The 24,952-nt window shown below is 55.8% G+C and carries 24 protein-coding genes; 13 read left to right on the plus strand and 11 right to left on the minus strand.

The annotated features are described in order from the left end of the window. The first annotated feature begins 805 nt into the window (after positions 1 to 805). The 5 genes from IBT47_RS20430 to IBT47_RS20450 all read left to right on the plus strand — a co-directional run bounded on the left by IBT47_RS20430 (position 806) and on the right by IBT47_RS20450 (position 6,564). Complete coding sequence (locus tag IBT47_RS20430; protein WP_200562621.1) at positions 806 to 1,318, plus strand: RNA polymerase sigma factor; 513 nt, start codon at positions 806 to 808, stop codon at positions 1,316 to 1,318. Beyond that, the gene (locus tag IBT47_RS20435; RefSeq protein WP_200562624.1) at positions 1,308 to 2,294 is read left to right on the plus strand and encodes a FecR family protein; all 987 of its coding nucleotides are present in this window, start codon (positions 1,308 to 1,310) and stop codon (positions 2,292 to 2,294) included. Before IBT47_RS20430 ends, IBT47_RS20435 begins: the two co-directional genes overlap by 11 nt. Positions 2,295 to 2,454: 160 nt before the next feature. After that, positions 2,455 to 4,884, plus strand: a complete 2,430-nt coding sequence (locus IBT47_RS20440) for a TonB-dependent siderophore receptor (protein WP_200562626.1) — start codon at positions 2,455 to 2,457, stop codon at positions 4,882 to 4,884. Positions 4,885 to 4,889: 5 nt separating this feature from the next. Further along, positions 4,890 to 6,134, plus strand: coding sequence for an MFS transporter (locus IBT47_RS20445; RefSeq protein ID WP_200562628.1), 1,245 nt, complete (start codon positions 4,890 to 4,892; stop codon positions 6,132 to 6,134). Further along, positions 6,127 to 6,564 (plus strand): hypothetical protein, encoded by a 438-nt coding sequence (locus IBT47_RS20450; RefSeq protein ID WP_200562630.1) that lies wholly within the window; start codon positions 6,127 to 6,129, stop codon positions 6,562 to 6,564. The genes IBT47_RS20445 and IBT47_RS20450 overlap by 8 nt, the downstream gene beginning before the upstream one ends. Before the next feature lie 138 nt (positions 6,565 to 6,702). Here IBT47_RS20450 and IBT47_RS20455 read toward each other — a convergent pair whose 3' ends face one another. Next, positions 6,703 to 7,278, minus strand: a complete 576-nt coding sequence (locus IBT47_RS20455; RefSeq protein ID WP_200544802.1) for a transcriptional regulator — start codon at positions 7,276 to 7,278, stop codon at positions 6,703 to 6,705. 229 nt (positions 7,279 to 7,507) lie between these two features. On the opposite strand from IBT47_RS20455, the gene IBT47_RS20460 reads away from it, so the two are divergent. The 3 genes from IBT47_RS20460 to IBT47_RS20470 all read left to right on the plus strand — a co-directional run bounded on the left by IBT47_RS20460 (position 7,508) and on the right by IBT47_RS20470 (position 10,888). Continuing rightward, on the plus strand, positions 7,508 to 8,470 hold the full coding sequence (locus IBT47_RS20460; protein WP_200562632.1) for an ornithine cyclodeaminase family protein: 963 nt from the start codon (positions 7,508 to 7,510) through the stop codon (positions 8,468 to 8,470). A gap of 1 nt (position 8,471) precedes the next feature. Beyond that, positions 8,472 to 9,605 carry an aminotransferase gene (locus tag IBT47_RS20465; protein ID WP_200562634.1) on the plus strand — a complete coding sequence of 378 codons (1,134 nt, stop codon included), beginning with the start codon at positions 8,472 to 8,474 and terminating at the stop codon, positions 9,603 to 9,605. A 95-nt stretch (positions 9,606 to 9,700) separates the two neighbouring features. After that, on the plus strand, positions 9,701 to 10,888 hold the full coding sequence (locus IBT47_RS20470; RefSeq protein WP_105594333.1) for a PLP-dependent aminotransferase family protein: 1,188 nt from the start codon (positions 9,701 to 9,703) through the stop codon (positions 10,886 to 10,888). Positions 10,889 to 10,948: 60 nt separating this feature from the next. On the opposite strand, the gene IBT47_RS20475 is transcribed toward IBT47_RS20470, so the two are convergent. Together IBT47_RS20475 and IBT47_RS20480 are read right to left on the minus strand one after the other, a co-directional pair. Next, complete coding sequence (locus IBT47_RS20475) at positions 10,949 to 12,100, minus strand: methionine synthase (protein ID WP_200562636.1); 1,152 nt, start codon at positions 12,098 to 12,100, stop codon at positions 10,949 to 10,951. A gap of 179 nt (positions 12,101 to 12,279) precedes the next feature. Beyond that, positions 12,280 to 12,681: a helix-turn-helix domain-containing protein gene (locus IBT47_RS20480; RefSeq protein ID WP_200562638.1), complete on the minus strand. Its 402-nt coding sequence runs from the start codon at positions 12,679 to 12,681 to the stop codon at positions 12,280 to 12,282. Positions 12,682 to 12,761: 80 nt separating this feature from the next. Here IBT47_RS20480 and IBT47_RS20485 point away from each other — a divergent pair, with 80 nt between their 5' ends. Further along, the gene (locus tag IBT47_RS20485) at positions 12,762 to 13,259 is read left to right on the plus strand and encodes a DUF2938 domain-containing protein (protein WP_200562679.1); all 498 of its coding nucleotides are present in this window, start codon (positions 12,762 to 12,764) and stop codon (positions 13,257 to 13,259) included. Between the two features lie 225 nt (positions 13,260 to 13,484). Continuing rightward, positions 13,485 to 14,015, plus strand: coding sequence for a chloramphenicol phosphotransferase CPT family protein (locus IBT47_RS20490; protein ID WP_200562640.1), 531 nt, complete (start codon positions 13,485 to 13,487; stop codon positions 14,013 to 14,015). A gap of 51 nt (positions 14,016 to 14,066) precedes the next feature. On the opposite strand, the gene IBT47_RS20495 is transcribed toward IBT47_RS20490, so the two are convergent. From IBT47_RS20495 to IBT47_RS20515, 5 genes are all read right to left on the minus strand, one after another. After that, the gene (locus IBT47_RS20495) at positions 14,067 to 14,537 is read right to left on the minus strand and encodes an NUDIX hydrolase (protein WP_200562642.1); all 471 of its coding nucleotides are present in this window, start codon (positions 14,535 to 14,537) and stop codon (positions 14,067 to 14,069) included. A 45-nt stretch (positions 14,538 to 14,582) separates the two neighbouring features. Next, complete coding sequence (locus tag IBT47_RS20500; RefSeq protein WP_200544513.1) at positions 14,583 to 15,167, minus strand: DUF6886 family protein; 585 nt, start codon at positions 15,165 to 15,167, stop codon at positions 14,583 to 14,585. Positions 15,168 to 15,360: 193 nt separating this feature from the next. Then, on the minus strand, positions 15,361 to 16,224 hold the full coding sequence (locus IBT47_RS20505; RefSeq protein WP_200562644.1) for an HlyD family secretion protein: 864 nt from the start codon (positions 16,222 to 16,224) through the stop codon (positions 15,361 to 15,363). Further along, a complete protein-coding gene (locus tag IBT47_RS20510) occupies positions 16,221 to 16,436 on the minus strand; it encodes a DUF1656 domain-containing protein (RefSeq protein ID WP_200562646.1) in 216 nt (71 codons plus the stop codon). Before IBT47_RS20510 ends, IBT47_RS20505 begins: the two co-directional genes overlap by 4 nt. Then, complete coding sequence (locus IBT47_RS20515; RefSeq protein ID WP_200562648.1) at positions 16,426 to 18,465, minus strand: FUSC family protein; 2,040 nt, start codon at positions 18,463 to 18,465, stop codon at positions 16,426 to 16,428. Before IBT47_RS20515 ends, IBT47_RS20510 begins: the two co-directional genes overlap by 11 nt. A gap of 77 nt (positions 18,466 to 18,542) precedes the next feature. Between IBT47_RS20515 and IBT47_RS20520 the strand changes: the two genes are divergently transcribed. Further along, positions 18,543 to 19,337: a helix-turn-helix transcriptional regulator gene (locus IBT47_RS20520; protein ID WP_200562650.1), complete on the plus strand. Its 795-nt coding sequence runs from the start codon at positions 18,543 to 18,545 to the stop codon at positions 19,335 to 19,337. Positions 19,338 to 19,504: 167 nt separating this feature from the next. On the opposite strand, the gene ychF is transcribed toward IBT47_RS20520, so the two are convergent. Further along, on the minus strand, positions 19,505 to 20,596 hold the full coding sequence (gene ychF / locus IBT47_RS20525) for a redox-regulated ATPase YchF (protein WP_105594342.1): 1,092 nt from the start codon (positions 20,594 to 20,596) through the stop codon (positions 19,505 to 19,507). Between the two features lie 365 nt (positions 20,597 to 20,961). Here ychF and IBT47_RS20530 point away from each other — a divergent pair, with 365 nt between their 5' ends. After that, entirely contained in the window at positions 20,962 to 22,443 is a 1,482-nt protein-coding gene (locus tag IBT47_RS20530; protein WP_200562652.1) for a SulP family inorganic anion transporter, read from the plus strand. A 42-nt stretch (positions 22,444 to 22,485) separates the two neighbouring features. On the opposite strand, the gene pth is transcribed toward IBT47_RS20530, so the two are convergent. Beyond that, a complete protein-coding gene (gene pth, locus IBT47_RS20535) occupies positions 22,486 to 23,073 on the minus strand; it encodes an aminoacyl-tRNA hydrolase (protein WP_105594344.1) in 588 nt (195 codons plus the stop codon). Between the two features lie 271 nt (positions 23,074 to 23,344). On the opposite strand from pth, the gene ychH reads away from it, so the two are divergent. Beyond that, positions 23,345 to 23,620, plus strand: a complete 276-nt coding sequence (gene ychH / locus IBT47_RS20540) for a stress-induced protein YchH (protein WP_105594345.1) — start codon at positions 23,345 to 23,347, stop codon at positions 23,618 to 23,620. Positions 23,621 to 23,759: 139 nt separating this feature from the next. On the opposite strand, the gene IBT47_RS20545 is transcribed toward ychH, so the two are convergent. Continuing rightward, positions 23,760 to 24,929, minus strand: coding sequence for a diguanylate cyclase (locus tag IBT47_RS20545; protein WP_200562654.1), 1,170 nt, complete (start codon positions 24,927 to 24,929; stop codon positions 23,760 to 23,762). Between the last annotated feature and the right edge of the window lie 23 nt (positions 24,930 to 24,952).

Below are 24,952 nucleotides of genomic sequence, written 5' to 3' on the forward strand. Positions count from 1 at the left end.
CCCTGGTTGGAGTTGGACTTTTTGTCTTTTATAAAAAGAAGAGTCTGATAGTGATAAATCGCGCTAATTAAATCCGGTGTATTAACGCAAGATCGTCTACGCTCAGATGGCGTATTATTTTTAACCATCTTTTCGATGGGGTTTACGGCAGGAATCTACACCTGAAAAGGATGAAAGGCAACGGGGGTTACGCGACGTAGATCTTAAATTTACTATTATTTTTCAGTGGGATAATGGGTGCTAAAATGAAATTTCTAATTGATTGGTGACGTTTGTTCTAAGTTTGAATTTTGTTTGATAAATAATATTACAGATTTATTAAATAAAGGGATTTGCTCAGGGTCGACAATTAATCAAGCCTTCTGATTAATAAATGAATCATCCGTTTCGTCCAGTGCATGCGTTGACATCAAATCTGAATAAAAGCGCAGTTATGGCTGGTAGTAACACTACGGTACTTTTTATTATCATTCCCATCCCACCGGGCTGAGTTACCCTCAAGGCATCTGCATCGATTGGCAAAATGGCATGAGTTTGCTGATAAAAGAGTTATCGCGAAACATCGTTGCTTTTGGCAGGTAATGAAAAGTTCGCTGCGGCTGGCGGCCTGCAATGTCGCCTTTGGTCTGCCAATAAACCAACCTCGTTTATGTGGATGTTTTAACGCAGGATCTTTTCAACCCCGCACTAGAAATATCCTAAAACCTGCGTAATAATCCCCGACCAACTGACCAGCAGCGCAGACTGATGGCACAGGATCGTTGTGTATTTCAGTATTTTTCTTTACCTTCCGGGACTCGATCTTATGGCCGATAAAGGCAAGGATCTCGCAGCGCTGTATCTTTCCGAACGTAAACGTCTGGAGCGCCAGATAGACCGCAAAGTGGGCTGTCGCAGCACGGCCAGCGATCTGGTGCAGGATATTTTTCTGCGGCTGTGGGAAAAGGCCGTCGAGTGGAAAGGCGATTCCGCTGCCTATCTGAGCCGCTGCGCGCGCAATGCCGCCATCGATCATCTGCGCGCTGAGAAAACCCGCGAAGCGTATTTGCAGGGCGAGCTGCCGGAGCCGTTTTCCGAGCCGCCGCTGTCGCCGCACGAGATCCTGGCCGCCCAACAGAACATTCGCCATATCGATGAGGTGCTGGCCTCGCTGCCGGAAAAAACACGCCATATTTTTCTGCTAAACCGGGTACACGGACGCAGTTTTTCTGAGATTGCCGGGGTGATGGGGATATCATCGCGCGCGGTGGCAAAGCATATGGCACGCGCGGTTGCCGCCTTAGAGCTATCCGCGACGGGAGTGAACAATGTCGATTAAACCTGAATCACACGCAGCAGTGCGTGCCGAAGCTCGCCGCTGGTTTCTGGCGATGCAAGACGGCCCGTCGCGCCGTCAGCTGGCCGCCTGCGATAAGTGGCGGCGGGCGCATCCGGCGCACGAAGAAGCCTGGCTGGCGATTGAGTCCGTCTGGCAGGATACCGCCGCACCGAGCCAGCAGCTGGCGGAAAAAGAGGCCGACGTGCTGTCCGGCTATCTGGCAGCGATGGCTAAAAACCGTGCGCGAAAGGCGACGCATCGCCGCGCGGGTTCTGCCGCTGCGCTGTGCGTCACGCTGGTGATGCTGGCCGGTCTGTGGCTGCAAAATCCGTCGTGGGTGCAGAATTTGTCTGCCGATCGGGTGGCGGCAAAAGGCGAGCGGCGCGAGGTGCTGCTGGCCGACGGCTCGAAGGTGCTGCTGGATGCCGACAGCGCCTTCAGCGTCGATTTCACCCCGGACGTGCGCCGCATTCATCTGCTGCGCGGCGGCGCGTTTTTCGACGTGGTGTCTTCAAAAACGCCGTTCATTGTGGATACTCCTGCGGGCAGCGTCCGCGTTCTGGGGACGCAGTTTGACGTGCGCCTGCAGGAGAGCGGCGGCGTGGTGACGCTGGCGCGCGGCAGCGTGGCGGTCAGCAGCGAGGGGCAGTCGCAGCCGACGATGATTAAACCCGGTCAGCAGGTTGCGTTTAGTCCGCAGGGGGTGGCAGCCCCGGCCAGCGTCAACGTTCAGGATGCGATGGCGTGGCACGGCGGTCGCTATATTTTCTATCGCGCGCGTCTGGGCGATGTGATGCGCGAGGTGGAACGCTATCGGCCTGGTCGCGTGCTGATGCCTTCTTCTGCGCTGGCGGATCAGCGGGTGACCGGCAGTTTCTCCCTGGCCGACACCGACAAAGCGCTGGATTCGTTACAGGCCAGCGTCGGCTTCCGTATGCGCAAGGTGACTGATTATCTGGTCATTATTACGCAATAAAAGCGTCTTATTTTCAGCTGGTTATGAGTTTTTTATAAAAAAGTGTCTTTTTCAGGTTCAGTGGTGCGCCTGCTGATGCGTGATCGTAGTGATAGTGAAAATGATAATAAATGTTATTTTCGTTTAATTACGATCGTCTTATCAGATATGGGGCACGTTAATGAACAACAAGAAAGTTCGTCGCGCAGGCTATGCATTAGCCTCGGCACTGCTGGCAGGCGCAGGCGCAACGGGTATGGCGGTGGCCGCCGTACAGCAACCTCAGGTTCAACAGTTCAGTTTTACGATTCCGGCAAAACCGGTCACCCAGGCCGTCAATGAGATTGGCCGGATTGCCGGTCTTTCCGTGGTATTCCGTGAAGATACGGCGATTGAGGTGACGGGCCGACCGGTACAGGGCCGGATGAGCGTCGAGCAGGCGCTGACCACTCTGCTGAACGGTACGGGACTGGGCTACCGCTTCAGCAACGACAGCACCGTGCAGATTTACCGGTTGCCGCCGGACACGGCCGCTAACGCCAGTACGATGGTGGTCAGAGCCTCGGATAACGGCAGGCTCGGGCCGGTGACCGGCTATGTCGCCAGCAACAGCACCGCCGGGACCAAAACCAACACCCCGCTGATGAAAAATCCGCAGTCGGTCAGCGTGATTACCCGCGATCAGGTGGATGTGCAGGGCGCACAGAGCCTGACACAGGCGCTGCGCTATTCGGCGGGGGTATCGGCGGAAGTGCGCGGGTCGGCATCACGCTACGATCTGCCCTATATCCGCGGCTTTGGATCGCCAACCGACGGTAACCAGTATCTGGACGGTCTGCGCCTGCTGCGCGGCGGCGGCTATGTGATCCCGCAGATTGAAACCTTCGGCATTGAGCGCATTGAGTTCCTCAAGGGGCCTTCATCGACGCTGTACGGTGGCGTGAATCCCGGCGGACTGATTAATGCAGTCTCTAAAGTGCCCTCCAGCGAAGCGCAGAACTCGGTGGAAATGCTGTACGGCAGCCACAAGCGTATGCAGCTGGGGCTGGATTCCACCGGGCCGCTGGCCGACGATAACTCCCTGCTGTACCGGGTCATTGCCCTTGGTCGTAAATCGAATACTCAGGTGGTGAACACGAAAGAAGAACGATTGTTCGTTGCGCCGTCGCTGACCTGGATACCCGATGCCGATACTTCCTTTACCCTCAATATGAGTTATCAGCGCGATCCGGAAGGGGGCTACTACGGCGTTCTGCCGACGGTGGGCAGCCTGTGGTCCAGCCCGGCTGGGCCGATCGCGCGTAATTTTAACGACGGCGACCCGGCATACGACGAGTTCAGCCGCACGCAAACGGCGGTGGGCTGGCAGTTCGAACACCGTTTCAACGACACCTGGACAGTGCGCCACAATCTGCGCTACCTCGATCTGACTACCGTGACCAAAAGCATCGGGACCGCCGCGCTGGCCGCCGACGGGCATACCATTTCCCGCTATGCCTTGGGCACCGATGAATCGCTGCGGGGGATAACGTCCGATCTGCAACTGCAGGCGGAGTTTGATACCGGGCGCTTCTCGCATACCACCGTGGCCGGGTTCGACTATCAGGAATCTTCATGGCGGCAGATCCGCGACTACGGCGCGGCACCGTCGATTGACTATCTCAACCCGGTTTACGGCGTGGCGACCAACCTGGCGCTGGCACCGATCACCAATCAGAAACAGCACATCACCCAGGCCGGGTATTATTTGCAGGATCAAATTGAGCTGGATAACTGGACGCTGGTGGCGGGCGGGCGCTACGACACCGCGCGTACCCGTACCGATAACTATCTCAGCGCCTCGCACGGCGTTCAGGATGATGAAGCGTTCAGCGGCAAGATCGGTCTGATTTACAACTTTGATAACGGCATTGCGCCGTATGCCAGCTATTCCACCTCATTCCTGCCGGTGACCGGCACCGGCAGCAACGGCAACGCCTTTAAACCCAATACTGCGCAGCAGCGTGAGGTTGGCGTCAAGTACCAGCCGACCGGACTGGATGCGCTGTTTACCCTGGCCTGGTTCGATATTACCCAGAAAAACGTGGTGACCTACGCCAACGCGCTTACCTCCTATCAGACCGGGGAGCAGCGTTCGCGCGGGGTGGAGTTTGAAACCAAAATGGCGGTAACCGACAGCATCAATGTGACCGGTGCCTTCACCTATACCAAAGCCGAAGTCACCAAAAGCCTGGCGGTTGATGCCGGTCAGCGGCCAATCGGCATCCCGGATTACACCGCTTCGCTGTGGGCCGATTACACCTTCCGCAGCGGTCTGATGCAGGGGTTGACCGTTGGCGGCGGCGGGCGCTACGTGGGGGAAACGGTGGGGGGCTATTCACCGAATGTGTACAGCGCCAGCGCCGTTCGCCTGGATGCGCCGGGGTATACGGTGTTTGATTCGGCAATTGGCTACGACTTCGGCAAGCGGTTTGGCAACCTCGATGGCTTAAGTACCCGGGTGAGCGTCAACAATCTTTTCGATAAAAGCTATGTCACCTGTCTGTCCAACAACTTCTGTAACTACGGTAACGAACGTGTGGTGAACGTGTCCGTGAACTATCGCTGGTGAGGCCGATGAGCGTAATGGAGCAAAATACGCATCGGGCACACACCGGTAGCGGGCAGCTGGCGGTGCTGCTGGCCATCAGCGCGCTGTATATCGGCTTCGGTATGACCATGGGGCTGATCCAGGGCGGATTCCCGGCCATTATGCGGGCGCAGGGAATGAGTCTGGGGGCGGTAGGCTGGCTGTATGCGCTGTACCTGCCGCTGGGCGTGGCGTTTCTGTGGTCGCCGCTGGTCGACCGCTGGCGGCCGCCGTTTCTGGCGGTGGAGCTGGCGTGGATTGTGCCAATGCAGCTGGCTTCCGCGCTGGTGGTGGCCGCCGTGGCGCTGATGCAGGGGGCCGATCTGCGCCTGCTGTTTGCGATGGGGTTGTTTGTCGCCTTTGCGATGGCGACGATGGATATTGCACTGGACGCGCTGGCGGTGGAGCGCATTGATCCGACCTGGCGACCACGTGCGGCGGCCTGCAAGCTGGCGGCGCTTTCCATCGGCGCGATGATCGGCGGCGGGGCGTTTGTTGCCCTGTTCCAGCGCTTCGGCTGGGCCACCATCTTCCTGTGCTATGCCGCCAGTCTGCTGCTGCTGATTGTGCCGATGCTGCTGGTCAGCAGAGCAAAGTCGCCGGTGGCTACGCCGTCCGTCGCACCGCAGCAGCAGAAAGCCAGCTTCCGCCGACTGCTGCGCAATTCGTTCCAGCGCAGGCGGCTGGTGCTGCTGACGCTGACCTGCTGCGTGATCTTCCCGCTGTCGGCACTGAACCGCTTAATGCTGATCGATATGCAGGTATCGATGGACGTCATCGGCGGCGTGGTGGGCACGCTGGGGCCGGTCACCATGCTGATGACCGCCGGGATCGCCGCGCCGCTGATGCACCGTTTCGGTTTGTCGCGGGCGATCTGGCTGTTTACCGCTCTGGGGATCGTCGCCCTGGCGGCAATGGCGGCAGGCTATCTGCTGGCGCTGCCGTGGCTGGCGATAGCCGGTGCGGTCACCATGGGCGCGGCGGTCAGCGGAATTTATGTTGTGCTCAGCGCCCGCATCCTCGGCTGGTCGCGCGGGGAACAGCCCGCGACCGACTACGCCACGTTTTACGGCGTCGGGCGCTTTGTCAGTACGCTGGCCACCATCGCTTTTGCGCAGATGGTCGCGCTGATCAGCTGGCCGCTGTTTTACCTGTGCGGCGCACTGGCGCTGCTGACCGTAGTGGCATTACTGCGCCGTTCCGTAGAAGAAAAGGAAACAGAACATGCATGACAAGAGCGTTTACACCGGCGCACAGCCGGATGCCGAAATTTTTGATATCAGCCACTGGCCGATTGTGTTTATCCGCTTTCCGCAGCTGGGTATGCCGGACCGAACCAACCGTCTGCTGAACGGCCTGACCGACTTTCTGCTACAGCAGCAGCGTGTGGTGTTTGTCTGGATACCCGCGCGGCACGGACACGAGCGCGAGCCGCATGAAGAAGAGAAGCAGTCCACCCGCTGGATGAAACAGTATAAAACCGAGCTGCGCCACTGGTGTGCGGGCTACGTTTATCTGACCACCGACGAGGAGGTGCGCGCCAGCCTGAGCACGCTGTTCCCGAAACTGAAGAAGATTATGCCGTTCCCGAAAACGCTGGCGGATGACCCGGAAGATGCCTGTAAGAAGGCGCGCGAGTTTCTGGCTTTGCCGGTGCAATAAGCTCCGCCGGGCCTGAAGCAGGCAGTCCGGCGGCAGTCATTGCCGCCGGACTGGCGCGTGGAGCGAGTATTTATCCTCAGGGACTCGCGGGCGACTTTACCAGGTCATTGCTCCGTCACCCACTTAGCCCTTCAACCTTCAGCTTTTCAGTTCGCGCAGATATTTATAAACGGTGGTGCGCCCCAGCGACAGCACGCTGGCGATGTAATCTGCCGAGTTTTTTGCCCGGAACGCCCCTTCCTTATGCAGATCCATCACCAGATCCTTTTTCTGTCCGCGGGTCAGCGCGCTCAGCGAGGTGTTTTCACGCCGAATCCAGTCGTGCAGGAAGGTGTTGATTTTCTCCTGCCAGTCGTCGCGGAACAGTGCTTCCGGCTGCGGCTGCAGGCGGGTGACGGACAAAAACAGCTCCAGGGCGTTGCGCGCTTCTTCAAAGGGCGCGGTGCTGAAGTTAATGCACAGCAGATAACCGGGATCGGTTTCATTCCCCGTGGCGATGGTCACCGAACGCATCTTTTTGCCGTCCCAGTTCAGCTTCTCGTAAGGCCCGGTGACGGCGGCCAGCGTCTGGCCTTCAAACTCATCCAGCCCGGCATCATCGCCGATATTGCGCTGCGACAGGTTATTGGCGATATAGGCCACTTTGCCTGCGGCCACGTCGTGGATAACCACCTCAACGCTGGGAAAGAACAGCGCAGCGATGCCGTCCGCCATTGATTTTAGCAGCGGGAAGGGCGTTTTTTCGCTGAGCGTTACGTTTGCCACTGTGTTGTCCTCTTAGTTCTGCGGGCGCCAATCATAGCCGATTTCTGCCGCGCGCTGTTCGCTTCTGCCGTTCTGTTTTACGCAATCAGATTTTCATTGTAAACAAAAAGTGCATGATGTACTTTTTAGTTCACTTTAATTCTCGATTATCGAGCCGAGGGGATAAGAAGGAAGCAAAATGACACCGACGGCGATTCCGATTGTGACGGCTGAACAGACGGCCGCGCTGCTGAAAAATATTGATGTGATGGCGGCGCTGCGCCGGGTATTCACTCACCTTGCGCGCGGTGAAGCGGTACAGCCTGCGCAGAAAGTGGTGCTGCTGCCCGATCGCAAAGGGGATTTTATTAATTATTTCGGCGTGGATATGCCACAGCAGCGGCTGGGGGTGAAGATCTCCCCGTATCTGGTGACGCCCGATAAACCGCTGATTACCGCCTGGACGCTGCTGATGTCGACAGAAACCGGCATGCCGCTGCTGCTGTGCGATGCCTCGCTGCTGACGGTTGAACGCACGGCGGCCACCACCGCGTTGGCGGTGGATTTGCTGGCCCCGGCTGAGGCGCGGATCCTTACGCTGATCGGCAGCGGTGCGGTTGGCCGCGCCCATCTGCGCCACGTGCTGGCGCTGCGCGACTGGCAGGAAATTCGCGTTTTCTACAGGAATTCTGCACCGAGCGTGGAAGATCTCAACCGGGAGCTGGGGATGGCGGATAGGCGGCTGAAAGTCTTCACCCGTGTGGAAGATGCGATGGAGAATACCGATGTACTGATGCTGTGTACCTCTTCCGCCACGCCGGTGGTCGATACGGCGCTGCTGACGCGGCCGTGCCTGATTACTTCCATCAGCACCAACGCGCCGGGCGCGCACGAGATCCCGCCGGTGGCGCTGAATGCGATGGACGTGTACTGCGATTATCGCCAGACCACGCCGGGCTCCGCCGGTGAAATGGCGATCGCGGAGGCGGAGCACGGCTGGAACAGTGCGGATATTCGCGGCGACCTGCCGGAACTGGTGACTCAGGCCGCGGCTAAACCCGATTACTCACGGCACGTTTACTTCCGCTCCCTCGGGCTGGGGCTGGAAGATATCGCTATCGCCGATGCGATGCTGACTTATCTTAACCAACAGGATAAATAACATGAAAATCAGACCTTTTGGCGTTGAACAGTGGATGAACGAGTGGGAAAACCACTGCGAGTACAACCTGGCGGAAACCTGCGTGGAGTCGCTGACCATGCGGCAGCTGCTGGCGATGTCGGGCGATACCGCTGCGGTGCTGGATGAGATGCTGAACATCAAAATGACCTACGGGGCTATCACCGGCTCCGAGCGGCTGCGCCGGGTGATTTCGATGCAGTACCGGGCGCAGTCGGCGGACAATATCCTGATTGCCCACGGCGCTATCGGTGCCAACGCGCTGATTTATCAGGCGCTGGTGGAGCCGGGCGATACGGTGATTTCCGTGCTGCCGACCTACCAGCAGCACTACTCGATCCCCGCCAGCCTCGGCGCGGAAGTAAAGATCCTGCCGCTGCGCGAGGAGAACGGCTTTCTACCGGATGTCGCCGAGCTGAAGTCGCTGATTGATGATAAAACCCGGTTGATCGCCATCAATAACCCGAATAACCCCACCGGCGCGCTGATGGATGAAGCGCTGCTGAAGGATATTGTGGCGGTGGCGCGGGAGGCCGGGGCCTGGCTGCTGTGTGATGAAGTGTATCGCGGCACCAATCAGGTCGGCGACGGCTATAGCGCGGCGGTGGCCGATCTGTACGAGAAGGGCATCAGCACCGCCAGCATGTCAAAAACTTACTCGCTGGCGGGCCTGCGCCTCGGCTGGATGGCTGGCCCGGAATCGCTGCTGAAGGCGGTAGAGATCCACCGCGATTACACCACGGTCAGCGTTGGCGTGCTGGATGACTACTTCGCCACCATCGCGCTGGAAAATCGCGATAAAATCCTCAGCCGTAACCAGACGATGCTGCGCAATAATTTGCAGCTGCTGGATGAATGGGTGAGCCGCGAGCCGCTGATCGACTATATCAAGCCGCAGGCCGGTACTACTGCGCTGCTGAAATACCATTTGCCGCTGGGTTCCCGCCAGTTTTGTATCGGTCTGCTGGAGCGCTACGGGGTGATGTTCACCCCCGGCGAGGCGATGGATATGGAGGGCTATGTGCGTATCGGCTTTGCCAATAACGGCGAGGTGATGAAAAAAGGCCTGGCCCGGGTCAGCCAGTATCTGCGCGAACTGCAGGACGAGCTGAGATAATTTGCGGCAGGTGGGTGCGAGAGGCGCTTACCTGCTATTTTCTTTGGCGACTTATGGTATAAATTCAACACTAAAATAAAGAAAAGGTAAGTGTTATGTCGTCGCAGAAGTTGGCCAACAGAGTTAAAGACCTTCAGTCATCGGCAATCCGTGAGCTGTTAAAGCACAGCAAGATGGAAGGTGTGATCTCGTTGGGCGGAGGAATACCGAATCCGGATCTGTTCGATACGGAAGGCCTGAGAATCGCTATGGACCGCGTGCTGACTGAAGACGGTCACAATGCGTTTCAGTACGGTCTGAGCGAGGGTGACCCAAAATTACGTGAAGCGATCTGCCAGATTTCGGCGGAGCGCGGCATTCAGTGCACGCCGGACGATGTGGTTATCACCTCCGGTTCGCAGCAGTCGCTGGATATTGTGGCGCGGGCAATCATCAATCCCGGTGATGTGATTGTGGTTGAGCGTCCTACCTACCTGGCGGCGCTCCAGGTGTTTCAGCTGGCCGAAGCCGAGTTGAAATCGGTGGGCACCGACGGCGAAGGGATGATTGTTGACGAGCTGGAAGAGCTGGTTAAACAGACCCCGATTAAAGCCGTTTACATCGTGCCGACCTTCGGCAACCCGGGCGGCGTGACGCTGACCGATGCCCGTCGTCAGCAGCTGGTGGCACTGGCCGCTCGCTATGACTTCCTGATTTTCGAAGACGACCCGTACAGCGAAATCAACTTCTCCGGCGAAACGTTCCGCACGCTGAAGTCCCACGCGCAGGCGATTGGCGTTGGCGAGCAGGTGATCTACACCTCAACGTTTTCCAAGATCCTGGCCCCGGGCGCACGCGTGGGCTGGATCACTCTGCCATCGTGGTTGAAACAGCAGGCGGTGATCCTCAAGCAGGCTACCGATCTGCACACCAGTTCGCTGTCGCAGGCGCTGACCCGCCACTATCTGGAAAGCGGCCGTCTGCGTCCGCAGATTGCGTTAATCAGCAAGGCCTATCAGCAGAAGTGTGATGCGCTGGTGTCGGCGCTGCAAAACGAGCTGGGCGATCGCATTCGCTTCCACCGTCCGCAGGGCGGGATGTTCCTGTGGGCCACCTTTACCGAGGCGTTTAACACCACGGAGTGGCTGAAAACCACCCTGAATAACGGCGTAGTCTACGTTCCCGGTGAGTTCTTCTACTGTGACCGCCCAGATACCTCAACGCTGCGCCTGTCCTATTCGACCGTGTCCGAAGCCAACCTGGCCGAAGCGGCAAGAAGGCTGAAGGCCTCGCTGCCGCAGTAATCGCTCAGCTTATTCATCTGGCCCTTTTGCAAGGGCCATTTTTTTGTGCCTTACGTTAACTTAGCGCTGCCAGAGTTTTTTGCTGGCGATATCTGCCCCGGCGCGCAGCGCGCGGAATTTCTCGCGCACCACCGTCGGATGCACTTCGGGTTTGTAGGTGGCCTGGGAGGAGAAGCCGCAGTCGGCACCGGCGATCACATTCTCGCGGCCCACGCGCTCGGCGAAGCGCACCAGACGCTCGGCGATCAGCTCCGGGTGCTCAACGGTGTTGCTGGCGTGGCAGATCACGCCCGGGATCAGTCGTTTGCCCTGCGGCAGCTTCACCTGCTCCCAGATATGGTATTCGTGTTCATGGCGCACGTTACCCGCTTCAAAGGAGTAATCCGCCACGTTGATATTCAGCATATAGCGCACGAATTCAATAAACGGCACGTCGTGAATGCGCGGGCCTTCATTGATGCTGTAGCAGGTGTGGTAGCGGATTTTTTCCGCCGGGATGCCGCGCAGCGCGTGGTTAAGGATCTCCACGTATTCATTGGCTTTGGCGATAATCTGCGCGTTGTTCAGCTGCGGATCGGCAAAAAGATCCGGCAGGAACGGGTCGTCAATTTGCAGGCCAAAACCGGCGTCGATAATCGCCTTGTACTCCACGCGCAGCGCTTCCGCTACCGCTGACAGATAGTCGCCTTCCGTTTTATAAAACTCGTTACTGCCCACGCCGGTCGGCGCGACCGACGGCACAAACGCGCCAAATGCACCGGCAGATTTCGCTGCATCGGCCAGGTTGGTCAAGTCGCGCTGTAGCTGTGCCACGCCGTGATAGGCAATCGGCCCGGTGCAGGCGACCGGTACAAACGGCACCAGATTACCGCCGAGCATCGCTTCACCAAAATACTGTTTATAGTACTCAGGGAAGGCATTCACTTCGGCATCAAAGGCGGTGTAGCGCTGGCCCGGGCGCGGATCGAACCCGCTCATTCGGTCGCGAACGTAGGCAAAGAAGCCCACTTTAGACATTTCACCGTCGGCCACGATATCAATACCGTCGGCGACCTGCTGCTGAACGGACTCAAACACCGCATCGCGGATATGACTTTCCAGTTCGGCATGGTTATCCGCGCCCTGGATGTTGGCCTTCATCACGTCCAGCAGTTGGACCGGACGGGCCAGGCTGCCCACGTGGGTGGTTAAAATACGGTTTTCGGCTGACACTGCGTTCTCCCTGGAGGATTGAATCGGTAAGGTTAACCGCCGTGGTTCCGGCGGTTTTTTGTGGCTATACCTGAATACAATCCGGCGAAAGTGTCAATTGAATCATTGGGTAATAATTGCGCATGGGAATAGTGCCAGAAGGTTATGGCTGACTCTGTCGTTGAATCCTGACCCTGCCTTCAGCACTGCGACTTTAATTTCTCTGCGGTGGCGGCCTTTAACCAGCGCTGAAAGGTCGGGCACTCTGCATGGCTGGCGGCCGGGCATTCCGCCACGTGGCGCAGCCCCTTGCTCATTGCCTGCAGGCGACGGACGGTGGCATCAATCTCATCGGCCCGGGTCAGTAACACCGCCCGGTCAACCTGCGGTTCACCGCCGGGAGACAGCATGCTGCGGATCTCATCCAGCGAAAGTCCCCCTGCCTGGCCCAGGGCAATCAGCGCCAGCTGGTCCAGCACGTCTGCGGCAAAGTGACGCCGTGCTCCTTCGGGACTGATTGCGCGGATCAGGCCCATTTTCTGATAGTAGCGCAGCGTGGAGGCGGGCACCCCTGAACGCCGGGCAATCTCGGAGATATCCATCGTGAGCCTCTTGACTTGAAGTTAACTTTAACTTCTATCATGCCTGCAACCGTTAAAATGAGAAAGAGGAACAGGCTGTGATGGGCATTTTTGATGAGGCGATAAAAATTATTCTGGTGGGGACAGGCGCAACGCTGGTGATGGACATCTGGTCTTCGATCCTGAAACGGCTGGGGCACCCCACTCTGGATTATGCACTGGTCGGTCGCTGGGTCGGCCACATGCTACACGGACGGTTTGCGCACGAGGCGATCGGCCGCGCGTCGCCGATTGCGGGGGAGCGCTGGATGGGCTGGATGATTCATTATGCCACCGGCGTGCTGTTCGCGGCTCTGCTGGTGGCTTTCACCGGCAGCGGCTGGCTGGCGAACCCGACCTTATTGCCTGCCTTATCCGTTGGTGTAGCAACCGTTGCATTTCCGCTGTTTATTATGCAGCCCGCGATGGGCGCTGGATTTGCCGCGTCGCGCACGCCCACACCGATGAAAAACCGCCTGCGCAGCCTGGCAACGCATGCGGTCTTCGGCTGCGGGATGTATCTGGCTGCGGTGTGCTTGTTGGGATTTTGGAGAGGGTGAAGGCTGGGAAATTCGTATCGCAGGCCAGCGTCTGAAAGATGCTGGCCTGTATCAGGTTATTACTGCCCGCAGATTGTGTTCCGGGATGTTTGTTTTGAGCGAGAAACGGACATTCAGAATGTGTATTTCAGTCTTTGACTTCCCCTTCCTTGAGTTGAGTACAACTGTCACACTTCTCAGTTAAAATAAAACAATTTCTATATTTACTCGAATCTGCGGTGATACATGTCCCATATTATCTTCCTCCATGGTGCATCAAGCAGTGGCAAGACATCGATTGCCAGACAGTTACAAGCAAAAGTGGGGATCCCATATTGGCATATCTCAATTGACCATTTGCGGGATAGTGGGGTACTGCCCATGGAACGCTTTCGAAACGGAGACTTCGACTGGGCGAATGAACGTGATAAGTTTTTTGCAGGGTTCCATGCTTCACTTAAAGCATACGCTGATGCCGGTAACAATCTTATTGTTGAGCATATTCTGGAAAAAGATGAATGGTGGACACATTTAAAAGAGATTCTGACAGGTCATAATATTTTTTTTACAGGTATCCACTGTCCTCCTGACATACTCACAGAAAGAGAACTGGCTCGTGGTGACAGGCCGTTAGGAAGCGCATTAAAAGATTTTCATCATATACATTTAAATAAAACTTACGATCTTGAATTAGATTCAACCGAGAGTATAGAAAGTAACGTTGAATCAATTGTTTTGGCACTGAAGGATAAATATAGAAAACCCGACTTTACTTAATATTAATGGCGATATCGTAGCGCCTTGCCATGGAGAAGCTACGACTCATAATCATCTATTCTCTTCATCACTATGATTTTTGTGACTTAAGTAATATCTGATGTAAGTTGAGTATTCCTCATCCATTGGCACAGGTAATCGGTTAGGGGGGTAGAATTTCAACTGTAGACCTTCAGTGTGGTCGTTACGCAACTCGCCTGACCAGTCGTCTGAAAAATATAAAGCGGTGATGACATTGATCTCGTCTTTGTTGGCAAGAGTGAAACTGTATTCTGTACCTGAGAATGCTTTGATAAAATTAAGGGTATTAATATCAAGGTTAGTTTCTTCTTTAACTTCTCGCACAGCGGTTTCCTCCAAAGATTCGCCGGGTTCCAGCAATCCACCAGGAAGCCCCCAGGTCCCGTCCTTTCGCTGCTGGAGCAATATACAGCCATCATCTCGCGCCAGAATGACATTTGCACCTGCAAGTAATAACATCTTGTGACCAATAATGCTGCGAATTTCTGAAACATAACTCATGGAATTTCCTTGTTAAGGAAGAATAGTAACAAATATATCGAATAGTTATTTCACAATAATCTGACGGCCCGGCTTAGAGTGCGTCCAACCTGGTTTGCCCCAGTCTTGTGCGTTACGTAATCTGATACCACTAGCATGAAGTGATGTCTGCCATATGCTTTTCAGTGGCGTAAGCCTCTCCATTACGCGAAGTATTATGTTCCTTGATGCAAGTTCAGCCGCCAGGTTGGAAATCACACTCAAGCTGGTTGGGATAACATCAGTTCGCGATACCCACATCCCTACTTCTCCTGTGTGTTCGAAACCATTAAGAGGCAGCTCATATCTGTAAATTTTTCCACTATTAAAACGTGACACCCATGCCTGCTCGATGCAGGCGATGGCCGTTGCATGAGGTTCATTGCCTAACCATTTTACAAAATCATCATCGCTTGTTTCAGGTAATGACCAGAACACAATCCGTGGGCACTCGCGCGGGAAAAGATAAAGCAGCTCGTGTACTTCATCGGTAGCCCATATCAGTGACCCATTCAGCCACTCCTGTCCCGCAGGTCGATCAACATGAACCCTTAACGGGCGGGGTTTGAATATAGTGATGTCTGGATTATCGCTAAAATGGAAAAGACGCATTCAAGGCTCCGCTCAAATTCTATCTGACATTCTGATCCATGATGATGAATCCCGAACGTTTCCTTCGTATGAATGACCATGTTTCCAGATTTAAGAAAAACAGCAGTTAGCCTGATGCGTTACTGGATGTGTGATATGCCCGCTCCTGCCAAAGAGCGGGCGCAACCCGCATCCTGCATCGTTCAAAACTCACCTATTGCAAAATAAGGATGCTGGCGGACAGTCCGGCCACTAACTCTATCCCGGCGGGCAAGGTATCTAACTGGATACGCACCGGGACGCGCTGAGCGAGCCGTACCCAGTTAAACGTCGGATTGACATCCGGCAGTCCAAGCGCGCCCGTCTCGTCGTTGCTGTCACCGATCCCACGTCCGATACTCTCGACGTGACCCGAAATGAGCGGGTCAAACCCCATCAGCGAAATCTGCGCGCTGCTGCCAACGCGGATATGACGCAGTTTCGTCTCTTCAAAATAGCCCACCACCCAAAAACTTTTTGCATCGATAATCGCAACTTTTGTTTCTCCCGCCGTGGCATAGTCGCCAGGGCGCAGCCGGAGGTGGGTGACGTAGCCCGTAACGGGTGCGCGAACGGTGGCATGGGATAAATTCAGCTGCGCCAGCTCAAGCGCGGCCAGTGCACCCTGATAATTGGCCGCCGCGATGCTGGCCGCACTTCCCGTTTGCCGGATGTCCTCGCCGGAAATGACGCCTTTGATCAACGCACGTCGCCTGGCGGCATCCTGGCGCATCAGCATCTCATGGCGTTTTGCTTCAACATCGGCCTGTGCGCTGAGCACGGCCAGCTTCAGCCAGTGCGGATCGACAGCATAAAGTACATCACCACGGTTAACCCACTGATTATCGCGGACAGCCACACTGCTCACCGGCCCGGAAACATCCGGTGCAATTTGCACCACATCTGCGCGAACTCGCCCATCCCGGGTCCAGGGTGTTTGCGCATAGTGCTTCCATAAAATAAATGCCAGAACTGATGCCACCGCCACGGCCGTGAATGTCAGTGCGTAACGTGCCAGCAAAGAGAGTAAAGATTTCATGCGAATAACCCCAAAATGGTCAGACCCTGTAAGAGCAGGAAAAAGGTAACGACATACGCCGAAAAATCTATCAGCGGGCGAAAGGGCAGGCGGCGATAAACTCGGCTGAAAGAGAAAAGCGGTACAAGTGAAAGCATGCAGACCAGAGCGGCGAGCGCTGTCACCAGCAGGCCGGGGATAAACACGCCCCCGATATTGATGTCATTTATCATTGGCGGGTTCCTTATCCTGCATCCTTAATGCGCAATGCAGATCGACAAGCCCGTCGACAAACTGGCGCGATTGTTCGTCTGCGGCGGGCAGGCAAAATTCTGCCATTGCCCGAATTTGCTCGCGTAAAGCGTCGATCTGGGTGGTGCAGGTGAGGCAATGCAGCAACTCGTTGATTTCGCAGCCCGCGGGGATGGCGCAGCGGCGCAGGCGCATGACGCAAAGACCAATGCGCAGAAAGTGCAACAGATGATCGAGTGCCAGTGCGGAGGACGGCCCGCTGCGCTGTAAACGCGGCAATAGCAGGGCAGCCCGGTCAATCATCAGATTGGTCCAGTGCGTCTCATTGCCTTTAAAAACGCCGTTCACGCTGCGTCGAATATCGCGCTGGCAAAGTTTCAGCAGGCGTTTAATCGCTGCGTCTGCCTGTACGGTTTGCAGCAGGCTCATGCTGATAACCGCGAAGCCGGTCGCGAAAAATAACGCGACAGCCGTGTTGGCCGCACTGGCGAAGTCGCCGGTGTAGTGCGCACCCAGTTCACATAGCACAGGCAACGTTAACGTTATCCCCATCGCCATAAAGGTTGTTGGCGGCCGCGCCTGGAGCGACCCGGCAAACAGAAAAGCGGGGGCGAAAACGGCCACCAGAACGGGGAAATCGCTGACCTGTGGCAGCAGGGCGAAGCTGTAGACAAGGCTTATCAGTACGCCCCACACGGAGCCGATAATGTATTTCACGATATGCGGGGCTGGCGTATCGAAACTGCCAAACAGCGTGCAGCAAACCCCAAGAATGGATACGGCCGTGCCGCCCTCTGGCCAGGCTGAGAAAATCCAGAGCAGACAGCCACCGAGGATGATAGCGAACGCCCCCAGTGCCGTTCGGCCAGCACTTAAAGGATCGCGATGGAAAACATACCCCTTCACTGCGCTACCTTCCTCCAGCGTGAGGGTGGGTTTTGCGTGACGGATGGCATCCGAAAGGCGCTCACACTGTTGTATAAGGGCGATCAACTCAGCGATATAGCCAACGAAATTCGCCCGCAGCGCGTCCTCAAACGTCAGTGCCTGTGCTGCGTGCGACGCCATCAACTGCGCGCTGCGTTTTTGTAGCGCATCCGCCGCGCTTTTGTGTTTCCCGGTATCGTCGCTGGTAAGCCAGGCCTGAATATCACCCAGCAGCGTCTGTATATCGGCTGGCATATTCGCGATTGTCCGTAAGCGATCGTGTAATTCACTGTTCACAATCACTAACCGTGCCAGCCGGTCATGAAGTGCTTTCCTTGCCTGACGGACGGGAGCCGAAAGGGAAAAATCATACGGGATGTGGTGGCTGATGCCCTGTAGAAACTGCAGGGCCAGTGCGAGGTGCAGCGGTTCTGACACCGCATCGGACCTGCCTGCCAGGGTGTCGGCAATCCGCCGTCGCGCGGTGTGCATCACTTGCGCTAATTTGTTGTTAAACAACCCGGATATGCGGGTGGGCAAAATGTATCGGTGAATCAGTGCCGCGCAAAGGATGCCGATCGTTATCTCCTGTACGCGGACGATAGCGATAGTAAACACCGAGCCAGGATCGGAGACGGCGGGAAAACCAATCAGACTTGCGGTGTAACCGGCCAACACAAAGGCATAGGCGCGGGGTGTGCGTTCAAGCAGCGATAACCAGAGGCAAAAGGTTATCCAGCCGGTCAGCATCACGCTGCACAGGATGGGCATATTCACAAATGTCGGCACGATCAACACCGTTGCCGCCGCGCCTGCCACGGTGCCCGCCAGGCGATAAAGGCTCCTGCTCAGTGACGCACCGACTGACGTTTGCGAAACGACATAGACGGTGATGATGGCCCAGGAGGGGCGATCAAGACCGATCGACAGGGCGATATAATACGCGAGCATCGCGGCCGCAAAACTCCTGACGGAATAGAGCAGGGCATGGGCATCGCCAAGCAGCGTGGGAGAGGTGATGCGCCACGGCCAGCGACTTATCGCGTGCAGAGAATGTCTGTAATGAAGGTTTATTTTGCTCATGCCCGGGATTATTCACGGTTTGCACATGTCCTTAAATACTCTATTCTGTCAAAAAATACCTAAATGTTGCCAACGCTATGCCATCCAGACTTGCCCATACTCTGTTCGATCCCGACAGCACGCCCGTCCCGGCCGTCGCACGCCAAATCGACTTCGTGGACTACGCAGCAGAAGTGCCGGTTCACACGCACCGTAAAGGGCAGTTGATCATCGCCCTGTATGGCGCGGTGATTTGCCGTGCCGAAAATGATATCTGGATAGTGCCGCCGGATTGCGCAATGTGGATTCCAGGAGGCATCCCGCATAGTGCCAAAGCTACCTGGAATGCCCATCTCAACTACTTATTTATTGAACCTGGCGCTGCCGATCTGCCGGAGAAATGCTGCACGCTGGCGATTTCACCGCTGATTAAAGAGTTAGTTGAGCGTTTAACGAATGAGGACGTTGATTACGCGGCGGAGAGTCATGCTGGCAGACTGACCAGAGTGACGCTCGACGAACTCGTAACCATGCCACAGCAGAAATTAAGCCTGCCGGTTTCGACGCACCCTAAAATTCGCGCCATGGCCGATGCGCTGGTCAGCCAGCCGGAAGACCGGAGCACGTTTAAAGTCTGGGCAAAGCGGCTGGCAATCAGCGAGCGTTCATTAGCCCGTTTGATGCTGCGTGAAACCGGTCTGACCTTCGGGCGGTGGCGCCAGCAGCTGCATCTGATTATTGCGCTCCGGGAGCTGGCAAGCGGCGTATCGGTACAAAACGTGGCGGCGAATCTGGGCTATGAGTCGGTTAACGCGTTTATCACCATGTTCAGAAAAACGATGGGCAGCACGCCGGCGCAGTATTTTGCGGTTCAAAGAGCGGCGAATGCTTGAGTTAGCGGGATGTTTGCTGCGGTGTCAGGTTTTTGACAGGCGTTGCGTCACGCAGAAACTCGGTAATTTAATGGCATCAATAAAAAATCCACGCCGTTGCGTGGATTTTATAGGGTTTGTCAGTCTTCATGCGATGCTTCGAGAGCGCATGAGACAACAGAATCCGGTTACACGTTAAACAGGAAGTTCATCACATCGCCATCTTTCACGATGTAGTCTTTACCTTCTGAACGCATTTTACCGGCTTCTTTCGCACCCTGCTCACCCTTGCAGGCGATGTAGTCGTCAAAACCGATGGTCTGCGCGCGGATAAAGCCTTTTTCGAAGTCGGTGTGGATTTTACCGGCGGCCTGTGGCGCGGTAGCACCAACAGGGATAGTCCAGGCACGCACTTCCTTCACGCCAGCGGTGAAGTAGGTTTGCAGGTTCAGCAGGGCATAACCGGCGCGGATCACACGGTTCAGGCCCGGCTCTTCAATACCCAGCTCGGCCATAAACTCTTCGCGATCGCCGTCTTCCAGCTCGGCAATATCAGACTCAACGGCAGCGCACACCGGAACCACAACGGAACCTTCAGCGGCGGCGATTTCGCGCACTTTATCCAGGTACGGGTTGTTCTCGAAGCCGTCTTCGTTGACGTTCGCGATGTACATGGTTGGCTTCAGAGTCAGGAAGCTCAGGTAGCGGATGGCCGCTTTGTCTTCTTCGCTCAGATCCAGCGCGCGCAGCATGCCAGCTTTTTCCAGCTGCGGCAGGCATTTTTCCAGCGCGGCCTGTTCGGCTTTCGCGTCTTTATCGCCGCCTTTGGCTTTCTTCTGCACGCGCTGCAGGGCACGTTCGCAGGTATCAAGGTCGGAAAGCGCCAGCTCGGTGTTGATGGTTTCGATATCGTCCGCCGGATCGACCTTGTTATTCACGTGAATAATGTTGTCGTTCTCAAAGCAGCGCACCACGTGGCCAATCGCTTCGGTTTCACGGATGTTGGTCAGGAACTGGTTGCCCAGGCCTTCACCTTTAGATGCGCCTTTAACCAGGCCCGCGATATCCACGAATTCCATGGTGGTTGGCAGAATGCGCTGAGGCTTAACGATTTCGGCCAGCTGATCCAGACGTGAGTCAGGCATTGGCACTACGCCGGTATTCGGCTCAATGGTGCAGAACGGGAAGTTAGCTGCTTCGATGCCCGCTTTGGTTAACGCATTGAACAGGGTGGATTTCCCGACGTTTGGCAGGCCCACAATACCGCATTTGAATCCCATGTTTGAATCACCTTAATAGCTTGATAATCAAGGTATTGTTAAATACCTCAATGTTGTCACAGACAGTGTCTTAAAAGTTTCCGCGCATTATACACGTAAAACCGGCTGCGATGGCGTTGATTTGTCGCGCCCCGGGCAGGTTTAACTTGAGATCGCCTTCACAATTTCCCATACTGACATATCTTTACCCTTATCGGAGAACCGCGCAGATGCATTGCTTCCTGCTTACGCCACCCTGAGAATGCTCCCTTCTGCGCAACAGATCCGTTGCCTTCACTCGTCGCTTGAACGAGTCCGCTGTACCCGCTGATAGCCTGAATCGCGCGGTGCAGAACTTCTGTCTGTAAAAAATAACTGGAAATAACATGTTTAACCTGAGCAATTTCAGGGCGAGAGACGTCAAAAACGACGTGCTGGCCGGTGCTGTCGTTTCGGTGGCTCTAATCCCGGAAGCGACCGCCTTTTCCCTGCTGGCCGGGCTGTCGCCGACTATCGGTCTGCATACCGCCTTTATCCTCGGCATTATCACCGCCTTCTTCGGCGGAAAGCCGGGGATGATCTCCGGTGCGGCCGGGTCGATCGTGGTGGTGCTGATTAGCCTGATTACCCAACACGGCTACGAGTATGTGCTGGTGGCCAGCATCCTCGCCGGGCTGATCCAGCTGGCGATTGGCGTGCTCAAGCTGGGCAAGTTTATCCGTCTGGTGCCGCAGCCGGCGATTTACGGCTTTGTTAACGGTCTGGCGATTGTCATTATGCTGGCGCAGTTCCCGATGATTAAAGGGCAGGGGCCGATGATGTACGCGCTGGTCGCGCTGGCGATGTTGATTGTCTGGCTGTTCCCGAAAGTGACCAAAATTATTCCCGGTTCGCTGGCGGCGCTGATCGTGATTAGCGCGATCGCCATTGGCTTTGGGCTGGATACTAAACGCGTTGGCGATCTGGCGGATATCTCCGGCACGCTGCCGATGTTCCACCTGCCGCAGGTGCCGGTGAGCTGGGAAACGCTGAAAATCGTGTTGCCGTATTCGGTGGTGATTGCGCTGGTCGGACTGATTGAGTCGCTGCTGACGCTGGCGGTGCTGGATGAAATGGGCAGCAAAAAAGGCGCGGGTAATCAGGAGTGCGTGGCACAGGGCATCGGCAATACACTGTGCGGCTTCTTCGGCAGTTTTGCGGGCTGCGCGATGATCGGCCAGTCGATTATTAACTTCACCTCCGGCGGTCGCGGGCGCATCTCAAACCTGGTCGGTGCCGTGCTGCTGATTCTGTTTGTTGTCAGCCTGTCACAGTACATCGCGCTGCTGCCGGTGGCGGCGCTGGCCGGGATTATGTTTGTGGTGTGCATCAATACCTTTGAGTGGAGTTCAATCAAGCGCCTGAAGCGGATGCCAAAAGCCGATGCGGTGATCATGATTGCCGTGACGCTGGTGACGATCTTTACCGATCTGGCGATGGCGGTGATTTGCGGGGTGATTATCTCCGCGCTGGTCTTTGCCTGGCAGCATGCGCGCATCACTATTGTCGCGCAGGAGAGTGAAGAAGGGCAGAAAACCTATCGTCTGGAGGGGCCGCTGTTCTTTGGTTCGACAACCAGTTTCCAGGAGCTGTTCGATCCGCAGCAGGACCCCGATCGGGTGGTGATTGATTTTGCGCGTACCCGTGTGATGGATTCCAGCGGCGTGGAGGCGATTGATAAGCTAACCGCGCGCTATCTGGAAGCAGGAAAAACCCTGCGCCTGCGCCATCTCAGTGAGGACTGCGTCAGTCTGCTGAAAAAGGCGGGGCCATACTGTACGCATGAACTGGACGACCCCGATTATAAGGTCGCCAGCAACGACGCCTGACGTAGAACGTTGCAAGCAGGCCCGAATCCGGGCCTGCTGCTATTAACCCGCTTTATAGCTGTGCAGGCGGTTCATCGCCTTCAGCTTATCTTCCTTCAGCCACACTTCGGTGCAGCGCGCCGCTTCGTCAATGGCGTTATCAATCAGCGGCTGTTCAGAGGCCATCGGTTTACCCAGAACGAATCCCACCACTTTATTACGATCGCCCGGATGACCGATGCCGATGCGCAGGCGGTGGAAGTTCAGGTTATTACCCAGCTTGCTGATGATATCTTTCAGGCCGTTATGCCCGCCGTGGCCGCCGCCCTGTTTGAATTTTGCCACGCCCGGTGGCAGGTCCAACTCGTCGTGCGCGACCAGAATCTCTTCCGGCGCGATGCGATAAAACGTCGCCATCGCCGCCACGGCTTTACCGCTGAGGTTCATAAAGGTGGTCGGCACCAGCAGGCGCACATCTTCACCGCCGATATTCAATCGCGCGGTGTAACCATAAAATTTACTTTCTTCCTTTAGCGACTGATTGTGACGTTCAGCCAGCAAATCAACATACCAGGCGCCGGCATTATGGCGCGTAGCGGCGTATTCAGCGCCGGGATTGGCAAGGCCAACAATCAGTTTAATGCTGCTCACGGTGTATTTTCCTGAAGCGTACGAATTAAGGCAGGTAGTTTACTGAAGCGGAAGGGATAACTCAAAGGCCACCGGACGCTCTCTGCGAATGGCAGATAGTTAGTCAGCGTGATAATACATTTTCTATACAAATTCAGTCGATTAGATGTAAAGAACTGTCAAAGATTTAGCAATAAATGTGATCGCGCCCGCAACGACCGCGCAGACGATTTCCTACACTATGGACATCTGGCAACGGAGTTTGCCCTGTTAAACCGTCTGGAGGTGCGTAATGAAACGTAAACATACACATGTAATGGGCAATGCCCTGATGGTGCTGGGTTTAGTGGTGATGATTTTCGGGGTGGGTTACTCGGTGCTTAATCAGATGCCGCAGCTGCAGTTACCGCAATTTATGGTGCATGGGGCGATTTTCAGTATCTTCATCGGCGCGCTGCTGTGGCTGGTTGGTGCCCGCGTTAGCGGACGGGAAAAAATTGCCGACCGCTACTACTGGGTGCGTCACTGCGGCGATAAACGCTGCCGTCAGGGTAATCGCCAGCACTAATTAAGTCCGCAGTGGACAATAGGGTTAAATCATTCAGCTTTGCTGACATTCATTAATGCCCGTCTTCGCGGGCATTATGTCTTGATCAGGCGTAGTTTAAGCAATCAGCTTGAGTCGGTGAAACTCATCCGTCAATTGTTTAACCGGCTACCGGCAGGGTTTGTAACCGCTGTTCGTCCGGACGATACACCTTTATCTGATTACGTCCGGCTGCTTTGGCCTGATACAGTGCATCATCCGCCGCAGCAATCAGCGAATCCACGAGCAGGGGACCATCAGAGCTGCTGGCAACGCCAATGCTGACGCTGTAGTGCACCTGCTGCGGTCTCGAAGCTTCTATTATCTGACGAATTCGCTCTGCCGTTTCCATCCCCACTTTTTCATCGCATAAAACAATGGCGGCAAATTCCTCGCCCCCAAGCCGGGCAAAAAAGCTGTCCGAGGGTAGCTCAGTGACCACTTTGTGGCAAAAATCGATCAGCACCTGATCGCCATGATAGTGACCATAGCGGTCGTTGATGCTTTTAAAATGGTCGAGATCGAATAACATCACGGTGATCTCTCGGACTGTACTGACAGGGTTTGCCAGCTGATCGGCTTTTTCGAACAGCGCGCGGCGATTCCAGACGCCGGTCAGTGGATCGAGCAGTGAAGCCTGCTTGAACTTGATCTGCGTGCGTTCATTGACCATCGCCATCAGGGTAAAACTCATTCCGATCACAATCAGTATCGATTCCAGAATGACATAAACCGAGAAGGTCGAGCCGCCGATTGCCCCGTAGAGCGGGCTGGGTATACCGCCGTCCAGTAGCGCCCGCACCACGCTGAACAGCAGATGTATCCACAGCAGAAGTCGGGCGGGCCAGAAGGTCACCGGCAGCATCGCGCGCGCGCGGTGCAGTTCGCGGATCATCGCCGCGGTGTAGATGATACACATCAGGCAGGAAACCAGAATCCGGTTATGCATTGAGTTCCAGAACCACGGGAACAGGCACAGCACGCCCCAGAGCACCATGCCCAGCGTCCAGTCGTAGCCGCACCGCGCGCCGCGAAAGGCGCGAAAGGCGCTGAGTAACAGACCATAGGCCAGCAGCACGCAGATATTGCCCACCGCCACTGACCAGAACAGCAGGCCTTCACTACGAAGGCTGCTTAACCAGACGGCAATAGCACTGACGATCAGCGAGATACAGTTAAATCCCAACACTTTATCGTACTGCGCACCGCTCCAGGCGAAGGCGGTGATGACGATAAGAAACAGCAGTACGTACAGCTCGCAGATGAACAGGGTTGCGACGTCTAGCGCCATATAAGAATATTCCGATTAAGTCA

Origin of the sequence: Erwinia sp. S43 (assembly GCF_016624745.1) — a bacterium.
Classification (GTDB): Bacteria; Pseudomonadota; Gammaproteobacteria; order Enterobacterales; family Enterobacteriaceae; genus Erwinia; species Erwinia coffeiphila.

What these genes read in the sequence shown, in the direction of transcription:
- IBT47_RS20450 (WP_200562630.1), top strand. Translation starts at nt 6,127, where the DNA reads ATGCATGACAAGAGCGTTTACACCGGCGCACAGCCGGATGCCGAAATT.
- IBT47_RS20545 (WP_200562654.1), bottom strand. Translation starts at nt 24,929, where the DNA reads ATGGCGCTAGACGTCGCAACCCTGTTCATCTGCGAGCTGTACGTACTG.
- IBT47_RS20465 (WP_200562634.1), top strand. Translation starts at nt 8,472, where the DNA reads ATGAAAATCAGACCTTTTGGCGTTGAACAGTGGATGAACGAGTGGGAA.
- IBT47_RS20480 (WP_200562638.1), bottom strand. Translation starts at nt 12,681, where the DNA reads ATGGATATCTCCGAGATTGCCCGGCGTTCAGGGGTGCCCGCCTCCACG.
- IBT47_RS20470 (WP_105594333.1), top strand. Translation starts at nt 9,701, where the DNA reads ATGTCGTCGCAGAAGTTGGCCAACAGAGTTAAAGACCTTCAGTCATCG.
- IBT47_RS20510 (WP_200562646.1), bottom strand. Translation starts at nt 16,436, where the DNA reads ATGATAAATGACATCAATATCGGGGGCGTGTTTATCCCCGGCCTGCTG.
- IBT47_RS20495 (WP_200562642.1), bottom strand. Translation starts at nt 14,537, where the DNA reads ATGAGTTATGTTTCAGAAATTCGCAGCATTATTGGTCACAAGATGTTA.
- IBT47_RS20460 (WP_200562632.1), top strand. Translation starts at nt 7,508, where the DNA reads ATGACACCGACGGCGATTCCGATTGTGACGGCTGAACAGACGGCCGCG.
- IBT47_RS20505 (WP_200562644.1), bottom strand. Translation starts at nt 16,224, where the DNA reads ATGAAATCTTTACTCTCTTTGCTGGCACGTTACGCACTGACATTCACG.
- IBT47_RS20445 (WP_200562628.1), top strand. Translation starts at nt 4,890, where the DNA reads ATGAGCGTAATGGAGCAAAATACGCATCGGGCACACACCGGTAGCGGG.
- IBT47_RS20530 (WP_200562652.1), top strand. Translation starts at nt 20,962, where the DNA reads ATGTTTAACCTGAGCAATTTCAGGGCGAGAGACGTCAAAAACGACGTG.
- IBT47_RS20490 (WP_200562640.1), top strand. Translation starts at nt 13,485, where the DNA reads ATGTCCCATATTATCTTCCTCCATGGTGCATCAAGCAGTGGCAAGACA.
- ychF (WP_105594342.1), bottom strand. Translation starts at nt 20,596, where the DNA reads ATGGGATTCAAATGCGGTATTGTGGGCCTGCCAAACGTCGGGAAATCC.
- ychH (WP_105594345.1), top strand. Translation starts at nt 23,345, where the DNA reads ATGAAACGTAAACATACACATGTAATGGGCAATGCCCTGATGGTGCTG.
- IBT47_RS20455 (WP_200544802.1), bottom strand. Translation starts at nt 7,278, where the DNA reads ATGGCGGACGGCATCGCTGCGCTGTTCTTTCCCAGCGTTGAGGTGGTT.
- IBT47_RS20500 (WP_200544513.1), bottom strand. Translation starts at nt 15,167, where the DNA reads ATGCGTCTTTTCCATTTTAGCGATAATCCAGACATCACTATATTCAAA.
- IBT47_RS20435 (WP_200562624.1), top strand. Translation starts at nt 1,308, where the DNA reads ATGTCGATTAAACCTGAATCACACGCAGCAGTGCGTGCCGAAGCTCGC.
- IBT47_RS20430 (WP_200562621.1), top strand. Translation starts at nt 806, where the DNA reads ATGGCCGATAAAGGCAAGGATCTCGCAGCGCTGTATCTTTCCGAACGT.
- IBT47_RS20485 (WP_200562679.1), top strand. Translation starts at nt 12,762, where the DNA reads ATGGGCATTTTTGATGAGGCGATAAAAATTATTCTGGTGGGGACAGGC.
- IBT47_RS20520 (WP_200562650.1), top strand. Translation starts at nt 18,543, where the DNA reads ATGCCATCCAGACTTGCCCATACTCTGTTCGATCCCGACAGCACGCCC.
- IBT47_RS20440 (WP_200562626.1), top strand. Translation starts at nt 2,455, where the DNA reads ATGAACAACAAGAAAGTTCGTCGCGCAGGCTATGCATTAGCCTCGGCA.
- IBT47_RS20515 (WP_200562648.1), bottom strand. Translation starts at nt 18,465, where the DNA reads ATGAGCAAAATAAACCTTCATTACAGACATTCTCTGCACGCGATAAGT.